The organism is Pedobacter jeongneungensis, from assembly GCF_039538295.1.
Taxonomy (GTDB): domain Bacteria; phylum Bacteroidota; class Bacteroidia; order Sphingobacteriales; family Sphingobacteriaceae; genus Pedobacter; species Pedobacter jeongneungensis.
This window is the reverse complement of the sequence record NZ_BAABBY010000005.1, coordinates 456,985-474,316: the sequence shown is the minus strand read 5'-3', so window position 1 is coordinate 474,316 and position 17,332 is coordinate 456,985. Positions and strand designations below refer to the sequence as shown.

12 protein-coding genes are annotated in these 17,332 nt (G+C 37.5%); 3 read left to right on the top strand and 9 right to left on the bottom strand.

All coding sequences use genetic code 11. The features are described 5' to 3' along the window. Positions 1 to 987 precede the first annotated feature (987 nt). Together ABD769_RS12320 and ABD769_RS12315 are read left to right on the top strand one after the other, a co-directional pair. A complete protein-coding gene (locus ABD769_RS12320; protein ID WP_344851713.1) occupies positions 988 to 1,686 on the top strand; it encodes a ComF family protein in 699 nt (232 codons plus the stop codon). A gap of 55 nt (positions 1,687 to 1,741) precedes the next feature. Further along, the gene (locus ABD769_RS12315; protein WP_344851712.1) at positions 1,742 to 3,115 is read left to right on the top strand and encodes a hypothetical protein; all 1,374 of its coding nucleotides are present in this window, start codon (positions 1,742 to 1,744) and stop codon (positions 3,113 to 3,115) included. Positions 3,116 to 3,519: 404 nt separating this feature from the next. On the opposite strand, the gene glmS is transcribed toward ABD769_RS12315, so the two are convergent. From glmS to ABD769_RS12300, 3 genes are all read right to left on the bottom strand, one after another. After that, on the bottom strand, positions 3,520 to 5,358 hold the full coding sequence (gene glmS, locus ABD769_RS12310; protein WP_344851711.1) for a glutamine--fructose-6-phosphate transaminase (isomerizing): 1,839 nt from the start codon (positions 5,356 to 5,358) through the stop codon (positions 3,520 to 3,522). 143 nt (positions 5,359 to 5,501) lie between these two features. Further along, positions 5,502 to 6,773 (bottom strand): serine hydroxymethyltransferase, encoded by a 1,272-nt coding sequence (gene glyA, locus ABD769_RS12305; RefSeq protein WP_344851716.1) that lies wholly within the window; start codon positions 6,771 to 6,773, stop codon positions 5,502 to 5,504. Positions 6,774 to 6,836: 63 nt separating this feature from the next. After that, positions 6,837 to 7,580 carry a segregation and condensation protein A gene (locus ABD769_RS12300; protein ID WP_344851710.1) on the bottom strand — a complete coding sequence of 248 codons (744 nt, stop codon included), beginning with the start codon at positions 7,578 to 7,580 and terminating at the stop codon, positions 6,837 to 6,839. 201 nt (positions 7,581 to 7,781) lie between these two features. Between ABD769_RS12300 and dxs the strand changes: the two genes are divergently transcribed. After that, entirely contained in the window at positions 7,782 to 9,710 is a 1,929-nt protein-coding gene (dxs, locus tag ABD769_RS12295) for a 1-deoxy-D-xylulose-5-phosphate synthase (protein WP_344851709.1), read from the top strand. A 368-nt stretch (positions 9,711 to 10,078) separates the two neighbouring features. Here dxs and ABD769_RS12290 read toward each other — a convergent pair whose 3' ends face one another. From ABD769_RS12290 to ABD769_RS12265, 6 genes are all read right to left on the bottom strand, one after another. Continuing rightward, on the bottom strand, positions 10,079 to 11,695 hold the full coding sequence (locus ABD769_RS12290) for a gliding motility protein RemB (RefSeq protein ID WP_344851708.1): 1,617 nt from the start codon (positions 11,693 to 11,695) through the stop codon (positions 10,079 to 10,081). Between the two features lie 3 nt (positions 11,696 to 11,698). Then, positions 11,699 to 13,528 carry a polysaccharide biosynthesis protein gene (locus ABD769_RS12285; RefSeq protein ID WP_425568860.1) on the bottom strand — a complete coding sequence of 610 codons (1,830 nt, stop codon included), beginning with the start codon at positions 13,526 to 13,528 and terminating at the stop codon, positions 11,699 to 11,701. A gap of 156 nt (positions 13,529 to 13,684) precedes the next feature. Next, positions 13,685 to 14,233, bottom strand: coding sequence for a PglD-related sugar-binding protein (locus tag ABD769_RS12280; RefSeq protein ID WP_344851706.1), 549 nt, complete (start codon positions 14,231 to 14,233; stop codon positions 13,685 to 13,687). Beyond that, positions 14,226 to 15,203: an MraY family glycosyltransferase gene (locus ABD769_RS12275; RefSeq protein ID WP_344851705.1), complete on the bottom strand. Its 978-nt coding sequence runs from the start codon at positions 15,201 to 15,203 to the stop codon at positions 14,226 to 14,228. Before ABD769_RS12275 ends, ABD769_RS12280 begins: the two co-directional genes overlap by 8 nt. Positions 15,204 to 15,297: 94 nt before the next feature. Then, positions 15,298 to 16,392: a mannose-1-phosphate guanylyltransferase gene (locus tag ABD769_RS12270; protein ID WP_344851704.1), complete on the bottom strand. Its 1,095-nt coding sequence runs from the start codon at positions 16,390 to 16,392 to the stop codon at positions 15,298 to 15,300. Continuing rightward, entirely contained in the window at positions 16,373 to 17,311 is a 939-nt protein-coding gene (locus ABD769_RS12265) for a GDP-L-fucose synthase family protein (RefSeq protein ID WP_344851703.1), read from the bottom strand. Before ABD769_RS12265 ends, ABD769_RS12270 begins: the two co-directional genes overlap by 20 nt. Between the last annotated feature and the right edge of the window lie 21 nt (positions 17,312 to 17,332).

The following is a 17,332-nucleotide window of genomic DNA, read 5'->3' as shown; positions in this document are numbered from 1 at the left end:
CTCTCCATTGTAAAATGTTTTGTTCAATACTGACCAGTTTTAACTATTGTTAAAAATAGTCTTCTTTTTTTTATGTTGTCTGTTAGACACCACCTTTAAAATAAAGCAAAATAATCATGTACTTTGACCAGTACTCCATTACCCCGCTACGCTACATTGACATCTCTTTTAAGAACTTATCGATCTATAAACCTCGCGGCAGATCTTTATATATCTTCGGTTTCAGTTTCGGTTGGTCTTATTCGTCCAGCCTGTGTTTCATCCGTTTCAATCTTGTTTTGTGACCTTCCCGACATCCGCCGTTCCGATTCTTTTTTCCTTCCCTTTCGGTTGGGAGTGCAAAGGTAAGGATCTTTTTTAAACTTCCAAATAAAATAAATTTTATTTTTAATCCTCTTTTTCTCCTCTTTCCTTTATTTCAATACGCCAGCTTTAACCGACTTTCCGTTCTTCCGAACCGGGCTGCAAAGGTAGCAATCTTTTTCTCTCCTGCAATATTTATTTTAAAATAAATATTGCTTTCCGTATCTCTAAGCCATCCTTTCAACTAAAACCCTTCCTCCGAAGCGGGATGCAAAAGTAGGATTTTTTAATTTACAAGCAAAGCATATTTGCTATTTATTGGGAGTTTTATTGTAACTGGATGGTTTACAGCAACAAAAAGTTTTGCCCGAAGCAAAACTTTTTGAAGGATCGCGTGTTTAGGGCAGGTTTGGGCTGAAGACTTGCGAAGCTTTCAGTTGCACAGGCCTTTGGAAACTTCGTATTTAACCCCTGCCCCGCCCCAACTAAACCCGATTGAAACGGAAAGCCCACATCCCGATTTTTTCAATCGGGAGAGGACTTGTAGTAAAAAGCGGGGACAAACTTATATCGTAGCACTAAACCTGCTTTACTGAAAAAGCTAATAAAAATAAAAGCCTACTCTATATAACAGACCTTATTAAACCATATGGTATCCTCACAAATATTTTATAAATTAGTGATATGTTACAGGTTAAACAATGGTGTGATGATTTATTCGGTTTGTTATTTCCAAACCTCTGCAATGCCTGTGGTGTATCCTTATATCAGAGTGAGCACTTAATCTGCACCAAATGCCTGTACGATTTACCTTTTACCGATTATCATCAACATGCAGAAAACAGGGTGGCCAAACAGTTGTGGGGACGGGTGCCGCTTCATGCCGCCATGGCGATGCTGTATTTTAGGAAAGGGGCGAAAGTGCAAAACCTGATCCATAACTTAAAATATAATGGAAGAACGGATGTTGGTGTACTGTTAGGAAATATGTTAGGCGAAAAGTTAAAGATGAGTTTGCTTTATAAAGATGTTGATTTAATCATTCCTGTGCCCCTGCATCATAAAAAATATAAACACAGAGGATACAATCAATGTACTTTTATTGCCGAAGGAACAGCAGAAAGAATGGAGACTGGCTTTAGCGAAGAAAATTTAGTACGTAATAACGCAACTGAAAGCCAGACCAAAAAGAGCAGGTACAACCGATACGAGAATATGCAGAACGTTTTTGAAGTACACGACCAGGCCAACATTGCCGGCAAACACATCCTGTTGGTAGATGATGTAATTACAACCGGTGCAACATTAGAGGCCTGCGCAAATGAACTTTTAAATAGCGGAGCAGCAAAAGTGAGCATCGCGGCATTGGCATTTGCCGAATAACTTCATTATTTCCTATACAGTTGTAAGTACTCAAACATTTTTCTAAGTTTGATTTATGCGTTCAAATATCAGTTTAGTGCTATTGCTCTTTTTCTTAGTTTCTTCCTGCCGGAAAGGAGAACGCATCACCACAGATACAAACGCCAAGTTAACCATTGCAACTCCGGAATTGCTGTTCGATACTATTTTTACCTCAATTGGTTCTATAACGAAGCGATTAAGCATCGTAAACAATAATAAGGATGCAGTAAAGGTTTCAGAAATCACACTAACCGGGGGGAGCAGTTCTGCGTTTAGCCTTAATATTAACGGAGAAGATACATTTAACAAAAATGACCTGGTTATAAATGGTCAGGATTCGATTAATCTTTTTGTTAAGGTTACCATTAATCCAAATACAGAGAGTATGCCGTTTTTGGTGCAGGATTCCATTATTTTAAATACCAATGGGAACAGGCAAGTTGTGAAACTTTTAGCTTATGGCCAAAATGCGGTTTTTATTAACGGCCAAACAATTGCGACCAACACCACCTGGACAAAATCGCTACCATATATTATTAATGGAGTTTTAACGGTTAAAAGCGGATCATCACTCATTATCCAACCAGGTGCCAAGGTTTATTTTCATAAAGACGCCAGCTTAAATGTGGAAGGTAATTTACTGGTAAATGGAACGGTTACCGACCCGGTACTATTTTGTAGTGACAGACTGGAAAAACTGTACAATGAGGAGCCAGGCCAGTGGAAAGGCATTTTCCTGAAAAGAACTGGCAACGGAATGGTTAAAAATGCAATAATCAAAAATGCCTCAGTTGGTATTACTTCCGATTCGCTGTCATCAACTGCCGAACCTAAATTAATTTTGAGCAACAGCATTATCAAAAATATGCAGGTAGCAGCCTACATTGGTTATCACTCTGAGTTGTTGGCCTTTAACAATGTGATGTATAATTGCGGCAATTACCTTATATATGCTGTTGGAGGTGGAAACTACAACCTTAAACAAAATACATTTGCAGGTTATAATTTAAATTTCCCACGTAAAACTGCTTCACTTAGCTTTTCAGATTATTTATCTGCCGGCGCTTACAACAAGCTCCGGTTAGATTTTACAAACAATATTATTTGGGGCAGCTTAACTAATGAGCTGGATATTCAAAAGAAAACCACCGCAGCAATTCAGCTTAATTTATGGAACAACTTAATCCGATCTGCCAACAGCAGTTATAGCAGCAACGGCAATATTTTGAATATTGATCCATCCTTTATCAATAAGGAAATGGAAAATTTTGAGGTGTCGGCGGATAGTCCGGCCAGAAAGAAAGGAGCTGATTTAAGTAGTGATCCTTATTTTACAGGCTACCTTGATAAAGATAGAAAAGGCAATACAAGAATTTCTCCCTCAACCTTAGGAAGTTACGAGAAATAATCACTTTTTTTTATTTTCTGAAAACAATTCAGCGAGAAATCTCGTTTATATATACGAGAGCGTTAATTTAGATGGTAAGGGTCGATATTTCTTCAAAAGAATATCGGCCCTTTACTTTTTATCAGGATTTTAAGATTGCAGCTCGGTTCTTTCAGATTAGTTTTGAATATCCATCTATTCCAGGTATTATTATTTTGAAAGTGAACATTGGTGCCAATGGCAGCCTGCAGCCCCGCTTTTCCTCCTGCCGTTTTAATTTATCAATGTCAAAGAAATGCGGATCAAAACGGCATCCGTTCAATCGGGCTTAGTTAACAAAGTCTGTATATAAAAATTCGCCTATAACAAAAAAAAAGCAGCTACAAATTCATGCAACTGCTTTATCTATTTATTTTGTTGTTTAATTATTCTACGGTTACCGATTTAGCCAGGTTTCTCGGCTGGTCTACATTACATCCACGCATTACCGCAATATGATACGATAATAGCTGAAGTGGAATAGTAGCCAAAAGCGGCAAAAAAGCTTCGTTAGCGTCCGGAATTTCGATACAGTAATCGGCCATTTTCTTCACTTCTGTATCGCCTTGTGTTACAATGGCAATCACTTTACCCTTTCTTGCTTTAACTTCCTGTATATTGCTGATCACTTTTTCGTACGATGAGTTTTGCGTGGCAATAAAAACCACCGGCATTTCTTCGTCGATTAAAGCAATTGGACCGTGTTTCATCTCTGCTGCCGGATAACCTTCTGCATGGATGTATGAAATTTCCTTCAATTTTAAGGCGCCTTCTAAAGCTACCGGGAAGCCACTTCCTCTACCTAAGAATAAACAGTTGGTAGAGTCTTTGATTTTTTCTGCAACTTCTTTAATCAGATCGTTAGATTCTAACGCAACCTGGATTTTTTCAGGAATATGATCCAGTTCAGTTAAAAGCTCAATTAATTTTGAAGTGGTAATGGTACCTTTTTGTTGTGCCATGTAAAAGGCCATCAAAGTTAAAACCGTTACCTGTGCGGTAAATGCTTTTGTAGAAGCTACACCAATTTCCGGACCAGCGTGGGTATAAACACCAGCATGGGTTAAACGCGGGATTGATGCACCGGCAACGTTACAAATTCCGAAAATGGTTGCGCCACGTTCCTTAGCCATTTCAATGGCCGCCATGGTATCAGCAGTTTCTCCGGATTGCGAAATGGCAATTACCACATCTTTTTCTGTAATGATTGGGTTTCTATACCTGAATTCTGAAGCATATTCAACTTCTACAGGGATACGGGCATATTCTTCAATTAAATATTCGCCAACCAAACCCGCATGCCACGATGTTCCGCACGCTACAATGATAATCCGGTCTATATTTTTTAATTTCTCTGCAAATTCTTTAATCCCGCCAAGCTGTACTTTACCTTCTTCAGGATATATACGGCCACGCATACAATCTTTGATCGAACGGGGCTGCTCATAAATCTCCTTTAACATAAAATGATCGAAACCACCTTTTTCCAGCATTTCGAGCTTTAACTCTAATTCCTGAATAAGTGGGGTTTGAACCACATTGTCTAAATGTTTAATTAACAGGTCTTCTCTGGTAACTAAAGCAATTTCGCCATCCTTTAAATAGATCACATTTTTAGTATATTCAATAATCGGAGTAGCATCAGAAGCAATAAAATATTCTCCCTGTCCAACGCCAATTACCATGGGACTTCCTTTTCTGGCAGCAATTAAACGATCTGGATGATCTTTATCCATAATAACGATGGCATAAGCTCCATTTACTTCGTGTAAGGCTAAACGAACAGCTTCTAAAAGATCAATCTTTTCAATTTCCTGAATTTCTTCGATCAGGTGGATCAATACCTCTGTATCCGTATCACTTTTAAATTCATGCCCACGGCTAATTAATTCTTCTTTTAGCGTAGCGTAGTTTTCAATGATTCCGTTGTGGATAATAGAAAGTTTACCACTATTTGATGTGTGCGGATGGGAATTACGATCAGAAGGAACACCATGGGTAGCCCAGCGGGTATGGCCCATACCACTTGTACCAGATTTGTCCTGATCCTCAGCAAATTCTTCTAAAACAGCAACTTTTCCAGCTTTTTTATAAATATGCTGTCCGCTGCTGTTCATCAGTGCAATACCAGCGCTATCATAACCGCGATATTCTAATCTTTTAAGACCTTTTAATACAATTGGCCAAGCTTCTCTATAACCAATGTAGCCTACTATTCCACACATAATTTTTTATTATCACATTAATTTGCCAAATATATAAAACAAACGTTTGTTTTAATACATAAGCACTAAAAAACTTGTTAAATCAAAAAAGCAGCTACAAGTTAATGTAACTGCTTTTACAATTTTATTTCTTAAGGTAACTCTTATTTATAAAGAGGAAATGCGCTTACCAGTTTAATTACTTCGGCTTTAACCGCATTCAGATTTGCTTCATCTTCAGGATTGGTTAAAACCCTGTCGATTAATTCAACAATCTGTTCCATTTCAGCCTCTTTTAAACCACGGGTGGTTATGGCAGCAGTACCCACACGGATGCCAGAAGTTACAAACGGTGATTTATCGTCAAAAGGCACCATGTTTTTATTTACGGTGATTTCTGCTTTTTCTAAAGCGTTCTCAGCAACTTTACCAGTGATGTTTTTGTTGCGAAGATCGATCAGCATTAAGTGGTTATCAGTACCACCTGAAATAATGCCGTAACCTTTAGCTACAAATGCTTTTGCCATTGCCTGTGCGTTAGCAGCTACCTGCTTAATATATGTTCCGTATTCTTCGCTTAAAGCTTCGCCAAAAGCAATTGCTTTTGCTGCAATAATATGTTCTAACGGACCTCCTTGTGTACCTGGAAAAACAGCCATGTCAAGCAAATTGCTCATCAATCTGATTTCGCCTTTTGGCGTTTTTAATCCCCATGGGTTTTCGAAATCCTGTCCCATCATAATCATACCGCCACGTGGGCCACGTAAAGTTTTGTGGGTAGTTGTAGTTACGATATGGCAATGTGGAAGTGGGTTGGCCAACAAACCTTTAGCAATCAGACCTGCGGGGTGAGAAATATCTGCCAAAACCAGCGCGCCAATTTTATCAGCTACCGAACGGATAAATGCATAATCCCACTCGCGTGAGTAAGCAGATGCCCCGCAGATGATTAATTTTGGTTTTTCAGCTAAGGCTACTTCTTCTAATTTTTTATAATCGATCAGTCCGGTTTCTTTTTCAACACCATAAAATAAGGGTTGATATAATTTACCCGAAAAGTTAACTGGTGAGCCATGTGTTAAGTGACCTCCGTGAGAAAGATCGAAACCTAATATTTTATCTCCAGGTTGCAAAACAGCAAGCATCACTGCTGCATTGGCCTGTGCACCAGAGTGCGGCTGAACATTTACCCACGCTGCAGCGAACAATTCTTTAGCCCTATCGATAGCAATCTGCTCTACCACATCTACCACCTGGCAACCGCCATAGTAACGTTTTCCCGGTAAGCCTTCAGCATATTTATTGGTTAGTACCGATCCGGCAGCTTCCATTACCTGCTTGCTTACAAAGTTTTCTGATGCAATAAGCTCTAAACCATGCTCCTGGCGGTTCAGTTCTTTATCGATAAGTTCAAAAATTTGGTTGTCGCGTGTCATCATTATATGAGGTTTGTATTTTTTTGGCAAAAGTAAGAATTTCAAATTTAATATGTGCCGTATTTAGGATAATGCTTTCACATTAAAGTTATTAAAGCCGCTTCCAATGGTTATCTCAACAATCTGTTGCTGCAGCATTTCCAAAATGGCCAGGAAGTTATAAACGAAATGCACTTTATTTTCGGAATTTTTAAGCACTAATGCAAAATCGATTTGTTTATTAATATCGAGTAAATTCGCTATGAAGTGCTTTTGCTGCTCAATGGTGTACGGATATTGTACCACGGTATGTTTAACTTCCTCACTACGCAACTCATATTTCTGCATCGTCCGGTGATAAACGGTTAAAAGTTTATAAAGATCCAGCGATAAAAGTTCATCCTGGTGAGCGGAAGAGGCAGCAGCAAGGGTTAAATCAAAGGCAATGTTTCCCCGGTGATCCTGCTTTAAACGCTCCCCCTCAAAAATCTTCATCTCCTCGGCAGCAGATTTAAACTGTTTATAGGCAATCAGCCGGGCAATCAGGTCCTGTTCGGCATTGATTTCGTTTCCGGCTTCATCAACCTCAATCCTCGGCAAAAGCATTTTAGATTTTATGCGCATCAGGGTTGCAGCCACCAAAATAAATTCGCTGGCTACTTCTACATTTAAAGCGAGGAGTTGATGAATATAAGCTAAAAAGTCGTTTGTAATCTTTGCAATCTCCACATCCTGGATATTAAGCTCATCGCGCTCAATAAAGAACAACAATAAATCGAAGGGTCCTTCGAATACCGGAAGTTTTATCTCAAAATTCTCTGCCTGCATGTGAAGGCACAAACATAATGAAAAAATCGTGTCTGAAAGATATTTAACCCGAATGTAAAAAGATCTCTTCCATTTATCTTCAGGTAATATAAAGCACTAAACACTAACGACTTAACCATCAATAATAAACCAACATTTTTCTTTTCTATTTTAAAACAAAAATACCTTACTTTGTACCTTGTTTTTTACCATAAATTTCGAATGCAAGTAAAAGCTGGCCCCCTATTATCTAAAATTAACTATCCTGCTGATTTAAAGCAATATAGCGAATCTGACTTAGAACAAATAAGCCAGGAATTACGACAGTATATTATTGATGTAGTAAGTGTTAACGGAGGCCATTTTGCTTCCAGCTTAGGCGTTGTAGAACTCACAGTAGCTTTACATTACGCTTTGAATACTCCTTACGACAAATTGGTTTGGGATGTAGGCCACCAGGCTTATGGTCATAAAATCTTAACCGGTCGCAGGGATCAGTTCCACACCAATCGTGTATATAAAGGCATTAGCGGTTTCCCGAAAATTTCGGAAAGTGAGTACGATACCTTTGGCGTTGGCCATTCTTCTACTTCCATTTCGGCTGCGCTGGGTATGGCTGTAGCTTCGCAACTAAAAGGTGAAACAGACAGACAGCATGTGGCCATTATTGGTGATGGCGCCATGACAGCGGGGCTGGCTTTTGAGGGATTAAACCATGCGGGAATCGAAAACAGCAATGTGCTGGTTATCTTAAACGATAACTGTATGTCTATTGATCCAAATGTGGGTGCGCTTAAAGAATATTTAACCAGCATCACCATTTCAAAATCGTACAACCGTTTTCGTGATGATATCTCTCATGTACTGGCCGGGCTTTCTAAATTAGGCCCAAATGCACATAAGTATGTCAAAAAAATAGAGAAAAGCATTAAAGGAACGCTGCTAAAGCAAAGTAATTTATTTGAAGCCTTAAACTTTAGGTATTTCGGACCTGTTGATGGTCACGATGTAAAGCGTTTGGCTCAAACCATAAAAGATCTATCTGCTATTCCTGGTCCGAAACTGCTTCACTGCATTACGGTGAAAGGTAAAGGTTTCGCCTTAGCAGAGAAAGATCAGACGGTATGGCATTCGCCAGGACTTTTTGATAAGATTACCGGTGAAATCAAAAAAAGTGTTCCGGATAAGCCACAGCCCCCAAAATACCAGGATGTTTTTGGACATACTATGGTAGAATTGGCTGAGGCTAATGATAAAATTGTAGGGATTACGCCTGCGATGCCTTCAGGATCTTCATTAAATATCATGATGAAAGCTATGCCAAAACGTGCCTTTGATGTGGGTATTGCCGAACAACACGCAGTAACATTTTCTGCTGGTTTAGCTACGCAAGGATTAGTTCCATTTTGCAACATCTATTCAAGTTTTATGCAAAGGGCTTATGATCAGGTGATCCATGATGTGGCTATACAAAAACTGAATGTAGTTTTTTGTTTGGATAGGGCAGGTCTGGCTGGTGCTGATGGTGCTACACACCATGGTGCTTATGATATCGCCTACATGCGCTGCATCCCAAATCTGGTTGTTTCTTCTCCTATGAATGAGGAGGAACTTCGTAACCTGATGTTTACCGCTCAACAAGAAAACGTTGGTCCTTTTGTAATCCGTTATCCTCGTGGTAATGGTGTAATGCCTGATTGGAAAAGACCTTTCAAAGCATTAGAAATCGGCAAAGGACGTAAAATATGTGATGGAGAAGATGTAGCTTTATTAACCATTGGCCACGTGGGTAATTTTGCAGTTGAAGCGAGGGCCGAATTGAACAGCGAAGGTTTTTACCCGGCGCATTACGATTTACGTTTTGTAAAACCACTGGACGAAGCTTTATTACATGAGGTATTTGCTAAATATAAACATGTAATTACGGTAGAAGATGGTTCTTTACCTGGAGGGGTAGGATCTGCAGTGCTGGAGTTTATGGCCGATCATGGTTATAGCGCAAACGTAATTCGTTTAGGTATCCCGGATCAGTTTATCGAACATGGCGAACAGGCTGAACTTTGGGCTGAATGTGGTTATGATAAAAATGCAATTATTGAAGCGGTTAGGAAAATTGCGGTAAAAAGGACAACTAATACGATGGCTGGGTAATTTTCTACAGTCAAATTCCTGACGTAGTTTTATTTTAGGTTATTAAATGGTTAAATTTTTATTGATTTTTCTAAAATTACCCAATAATAAGTATTGATATATGTCATAACTACTCATAGATGACCAGAATCGATTTTATTGTCCCAATAATCTACTTTGATCTGCAAACAATATTTAAGTTACTATGTTTAGTGGTATTATATTTGTTATAATACCACCAAACCCTAATAAAATAGTAATGACAACGTTTAAAAAATCCATCCTATTTACAAAAACAGTTCTTAATTTTTTTGGATATTTATTCAATCAATCTTTAAACAGAGATAAATTAAGCAAAAAGTCTGGATAAAAACCGGCATTGCAAATCCTTAAAAATCGTGGTATATATTTCTAAACGAGCTTCTTAAACCAATGGTTAATAACCCCGTTTTGTTGATACCTAAATCGTTACTTTCTCTTCTATATGTACCTGCCACTTCTAACCTTAAATTGTATTTAGGGTTTAGTAGATAAGCTACCTGGCCTTTCACATAGTAAAGGTCTGTACCAATACCTTGCCCTATGTGACTACCATACTGGACAGACCTGGTATCATAACTCTTAAAAATATCGCCTCCATAATTCATCCCGGCAGGATCCAGTCCGTATCTTGAATACAGTGCTTCGCCCTGAAGATCAAATCTCTTATAGCTGTAATTTAAGATTCCTAAAAACTCTCTAAAGTTTGCACCACGAGGATGTGCTAAAGATTGATTGTAATTTGCATAGTTCGAAATTCTATCGAAGTGGGCATAAGTATAAGGCCTCGCGGTGTTAAATTCAGCAAGATAATTCAAGCCCTGTACTTTAAAAAGATCAGATCCCCGTACACCAAACTGAACAGCAAATTTATTTGCCCAGTAACCGTTTCCTTTAAAAAACTCTTTCGCCGTAAATTCATCAAACATAAACTGACCGTATAATGTTGTTTTTTCCAACAACTCATACTTAAGGTTAATTCCTAAGCGCATTTTATCAGGTGAAGTGGTATTGGTATTTTCGACAGGGCGCAAAAATATAAAAGGATGAACATAGTTAAAATCAAATCCTCTTTTACCTTCCGGTTCTGCATCAGCCCAGGTAACTGCCTGAAAGAATCCAACAGAAAAACGTTTGGTAGCATTCCAGTCTACGTAATGCGCGGCCATCCATTTCCCACGGTCTCCCAGTCTTCTGTCGCTTGCCAATTTAGGCGCTCCTGGATCGAGCATATAAGCAAATATGGTTTGATATTGCACACTTCCTAAAGTTGCCCTAACCCTAAAAAAAGAATAATTGGAAGAAACATCAGACAGCAACATTGAACGGTAACCATCACCAATAAAATTCTTATCATAGCCTAAAGCAAAATTTAAATACTTATTGGGTGTGTAAGACAATAAAGCAGTAACATAAGACCAATCTTGCGTATTTGTAGCTAACTTTCCATAGCCCTGACCAGGCACTACCTGATTAGCCACAATAAAGTTATTTACATAATCAACAAATTTGCCCTGGTTTTCGAAACCATTTAAATAGAAGGAAAACTGCTTGCCCACATTTCCACCAACCTGAAAGCCACGTGTATTTAACCAGGTTGATCTATTCCCGCTAAAATCTTTTCCGATCTGAAAATCGGGTAAAAAGTCTGCATATATATTATAATCTTCGTTTTTAAACTCTATAAGATGCTCCTGGAATAATTTACGATGCACCCAGCTTCTTCTATTTAAACTATCCGTTCCGGCGTTCATTAATGAATCATAGTGCAGCTGTAAGGCACTGTCATCTCCATAAAAACCTTTAATAGCAGAGTGAAATTTTGAATGTTGATCGTAAACAGCCGGATTTAGTTTTTGATAAAATTGATAATCGTATGGGATAATACGGTTGGGAGTAGGGTTTTGTGCAGCAGCAGTTAAAGCAAAAATGGCCATAAAGGCCATTAAAAAGATTCTTTTTATCATATTTTAGTTGTTTATTACCTTATCTAATTCTTCAAATATCGAATTTTTACTCTTAAATTCCGGAACCAGTTTTTTCATATTCATTACTACCTGCCGGTCATTATCAGATTTAGCAGATGTAATCAATTCGTAAATCTGTTTTTCAACATCAGCAAATACATATTCCCTTACTTTTCCGATCATAATTTTCTCATGATGGGTAGGCATGGTATTTTCATTGTCGTTTAATAGTTCTTCGTACAACTTTTCTCCTGGGCGTAAACCAGAATATTCGATTTTAACATCAACATTGGGCTCTAACCCCGCAAGTCTGATCATTTTCTTAGCCAATTCTACAATCTTAACTGACTTGCCCATGTCGAAAACGAATATTTCGCCTCCTTTTCCCATACATCCTGCTTCCAATACCAAACGGCAGGCTTCAGGAATAGTCATAAAATAACGTGTAATTTCCGGGTGGGTTACCGTAACCGGACCGCCTTTCTCAATCTGTTGTCTAAATCTGGGAATTACAGAACCATTTGAACCTAATACATTTCCAAATCGTGTAGTAATAAATTTAGTAATGGGTTTAACATTAAGATCGTTGATATATTGTAAACCATTACTGAAGATAAATCCATCAGTGCTCAAAGAATTATTAAGTGATTGAACATATATTTCAGCAATCCGTTTTGAAGCCCCCATAATATTGGTCGGATTTACTGCCTTATCAGTAGAAATCATCACAAATTTCTGGACACCATATTTAACAGATTTATCTGCAATGGTTTTAGTTCCCAATACGTTGGCTTTAATGGCCTCTGCAGGATTATCCTCCATTAAAGGGACATGTTTATAGGCAGCTGCATGATAAACGTAATGAGGCTTATAAGTTTCAAACAGTTTATCCATCCGCTGTTCATCACGAACATCACCAATAAAGGCGTGAAAGTTTTTATTGCCATTCGTTTCTTCCAACTCTAAATACAATTCATGCAAAGCCGTTTCCGATTGATCGCAAAGAATAATCAGCCCCACATTAAACTTAGAAAGCTGACGAACAATTTCACTACCGATAGATCCTGCTGCACCTGTAATTAGAATCCGCTTTTTATCCAGCATATTTCCGATTCCATCAATATCAATTTTAATAGATTTACGGTTCAACAAATCTTCAATATTAAGCTTTTGAATCTGTGTCGATTTTAACTGCCCGTTAGTCCATACATCAGGAGGTGGAATATTTAAGATCTTTATATCGTTTTCCAGACACAAGTCAACAATTTGATCCTTTTTCTCATCCGGTATAGTATAGGATGCAAAAATGATTTCATCCAGTTCATGCTCACCTATCAAATAGTCAAGATTTGCAGCATCTAAAATCTTAATTCCGTCTATGGTTTTACCTACTTTGCGAGGATCATCATCAACAAATGCAACAATATTTTTATTTACGCTTCCATCATGATCAAAAGTTCTTTTGGTGGCCAGACCAGCTTCACCTGCCCCATATATAATGACCTTCTTTTTATCCAGGTTAAGATTTTTAACATAAATAAAGAAATATTTAATCAAAACCCGATAAGTCATTAGAAACAAAAAGCTGGTTAGGCCATTTGTAATCAATATTGTAATGGAGATTAATGGATATTGAAAAAAGGTAATAGCAATTAGATTCAGTACAAAAAAAGTACCATTACCAATTACAACTGCGATTAAGATACGAAATGAATCTTGTGCACTGGTATAGCGAATAATACCTGTAAATGTTCTGATATGAAAAAAAACAGCAATATTGATCGTACTGATAATCAAGAGATTTCTTGCGAGCTCAGGCAACTCGATTGCCATTAAATCAAGGTTATGCTTAAGGGAGTAAGCAAATATTAAAGAACAAGTGCAAATGGTCAAATCCAATAGGAAAATGACCCAGCGTGGAACAATATTAATTTGTGTAAACAAAATACAATAGGCTAAATTTTGTTAAATATACGCATTATAACAAGATTAATACAAGTCTAATGCAACAACTTCTTCAGGCTCAAAGGCCTTCGGGATTGTACTAAATCTGGGAATTGCTGTGCATGCTTCTATGATTGCACCTGTACCAACTCTGGCACCGCCCCCTATATAAGAATTTGGATAAACACAGCAGAAATCTTCAATAATTACATCATGATCTATGGTAACATTCGCATTTACAATTACATGTTTACCGATGATAGCACCTGATTGAATTACTGCTCCCGCTAAAATAATACTCCCTTCTCCTATTATAGCATCAGAAGCAACTATGGCCTTTGGGTGAATCACTATTCCGAAATCGTGAACAACATACCTGGCAATATTTCTACGCACTTCATTGTTACCAATTCCAAGAATCATCTTAGCCTGCTGCTCTGCATTTTCGTGATATGGTAAAACAGGAGTTCCATTAATAGACGATAACTCTTTATTATCATCAAAATAAGTAATTAACCTATCTTTATTTAACGTGATTGCATCACCAATTACCCTGGCATGACCTCCGCCACCATAAACTACCCAATCATTCATTTTTTATTGATTTTGTCAGTCTAACTTTCCCCTCCGTTGTGAAACGGACAACAAGGAAAATAATTCCCGACGTTACAATCAAAAACAGTGCCGTTAGCGAATCTTTTCCCACAAATAAAATGAGAAGTACATTGATGATCAATTGGATTAAAATATAACTGCTAACGACCACTAAATGAGGCCATTTTTTTTCATTAGAAAGAAATTGATAAAAATGGCTTCTGTGCGCTTCAAAAATATTCTCTTTTCTAATAACCCGAAATACAATAGTGGTTACAGCGTCTAGTCCATAAAACAATAATAATAGGATATAATTAAAGTTCTGTGTTTGGATTACCAGCTGTCCTATAAGAAAAACAATAATGAAAGCGATACTTACACTTCCTACATCACCGGCAAAGCATTTAGCCTTCTTGCGGAAATTGAAAAAATTAAATACTAGTAACGATAGCCCAACGATAATCAATAAATCTGAAGAAGTAAATGAAACAACCTGTTCGTTAATATAGTATAAGGTTGCGATTACCAATAAACTGTAGCCGCCAGTAATTCCATTGATGCCGTCCATAAAGTTATAGGCATTAATTGTTCCGATAACAAAAATCAATGCCACCGGAATCCAATACCAGTTTAAACTAAACAACTGCCATTGATAGAACATCAGAATCACAGCTAAGAGATGAATACTAAGTCTAATTTTATTATTGAGTGTAAAAATATCATCTAAAAAACTAATCAGGCTAATCAAAAATAAACCCAGAATAAAATAAGGATATTGAAATCCAAAAGTGAAGAAAAAAATCAGGGCAGCTATCGTAAAAATAATTCCTCCACCACGGATAGTAACTGTGGTATGAGAACTTCTGTGATTTGGTTTATCGATGATGTTAAAGTGATCGGCGACTTTAAAGTAAACCAGTTCAATAATAAAAAGAGCAATTAAGGTAATCAGGGTAAAAACCAATGTCATAAATCTTTATTTTGGCGAAGATAGAGAAAATTAGGAGGGAGTACAAAAAAAGAAAAAGCAGACTAAAACTAGCCTGCCTTATATAAAATTGTGATTACAAATATTCATTTCCATAGTTGCTCACCATTTTTGCTGCAACTTGTTTTATTTCCTGTTCATCAGATTTTGGATAAATCAGCAATACTTTACCATCATCTACAATAATATAATTTTCCATTCCTTTAATTACTGCTGCTTTATCGGCTGGTATTTGTATGATACATTTGGAAGTATTCTCCAAATGTAAATGCGTACAGTTAACTGCATTCTCATACTCATCTTTATTGGCAACGCTATGTAGTGAAGCCCAGGTGCCTAAATCAGACCAACCAATATCAGCGGGAATGGTATATACATTATCAGCTTTTTCTAAAATGGCATAATCGATAGATATATTCGGCGATTTCGGATAATTTTCTGCAATAAAATCAACTTCTTTGCTCGTATTATAGAACTTGTTTCCTTGTTCAAAAATACTATCAATCTCAGCAGCATGATTTTCAAATGCCTTTTTTATTGATTTTGCTGACCAAATAAAAATTCCTGCATTCCATAAATACTCTCCACCTGATAAATATTCTTTTGCTTTTTCTAACGATGGTTTTTCTTTAAATGCTAATACTTTACGAATACCATCTTCATTTAGTAGCGTTTCTTCAAATTGAATATAGCCATAGCCAGTATCTGGCCGGGTTGGCTGAATCCCTAAGGTAAGCAAAGCATCATGATTAGCTGAAAAACTTAATGCTTGTTGAACTTTACTTAGAAATTCTTCTTCCTTCAAAATCAGGTGATCAGACGGGGCCACTACAATATTAGCCTCAGGATTGATTGCTAAAATCTTATAGCTTGCATAAGCAATGCAGGGAGCGGTGTTATTCCGACTTGGCTCCAGTAATACCTGACCTTCATTTAATGCAGGAAGTTGACTCAACACTAAATCCTTGTAATTTTCATTACTCAATATATATATATGTTGTGGGTCACAAATATGCGTAAACCTTTCATAAGTAAGTTGCAACAACGATTTACCCAAACCCAATATATCTATAAATTGTTTGGGAAATTGGTTACGGCTTTTCGGCCAAAAACGAGATCCCACGCCCCCCGCCATGATTAATACATAGGTATTAGTATGAGTTCCAGTCATTATTTTTAATCTCCTGATATACTTGTGTTATTCCCTCTTCTAAGGATATTTTAGCCTTCCATCCCAATCCGTGAAGCTTATTCACATCCATTAGCTTACGAGGTGTGCCATCAGGTTTACTCGGGTCAGTTAAAATCTCACCTTTAAAGCCTACCACATCTTTCACCAATTTTGCTAAATCTAATATGGAAAGGTCATTGCCGACACCAATATTTACTAAACCCGACTCATTATAATTTTCCATTAAAAAGATACAAGCTTCCGCTAAGTCATCTGCATGAAGAAATTCTCTTTTTGGGCTTCCCGTACCCCAAATGGTTACTGCTGCATCACCATTTTGTTTGGCTGTAATAAATTTTCTTAACAACGCCGGTAATACATGAGAATTATTTAAATCGTAATTATCATTAGGTCCATATAAGTTGGTTGGCATAACCGAAATGAAATTACAACCGTATTGATCTCGGTAAGCATCACACATTTTGATACCCGCTATTTTAGCAATGGCATAGGGTTCATTGGTCGGTTCAAGCTCTCCAGTCAGCAGATAATCTTCTTTCAGCGGTTGTGGCGCTAGCTTTGGATAAATACATGACGAGCCCAAAAACATAAGTTTGGTTACCGAATTCAAATAGGCTTGATGGATCACATGATTTTGGATCATCAAATTTTCATAAATGAAATCCGCCCGGTAGGTATTGTTGGCAATAATCCCCCCCACCTTCGCTGCAGCCAAAAAAACATATTGTGGTTTTTCTTGTTCAAAAAACGCAGCAACTGCTTGACCATCCCGAAGGTCTAATTCAGAAGAGGTCTTCGTAATGATGTTAGTATATCCATTAGCCTCTAAGTGACGCTTAATGGCAGAACCCACCATCCCCCGGTGGCCAGCTATATAAATTTTTTCGCTTCTATTCATTATTGTGGTTTGATTATGAAA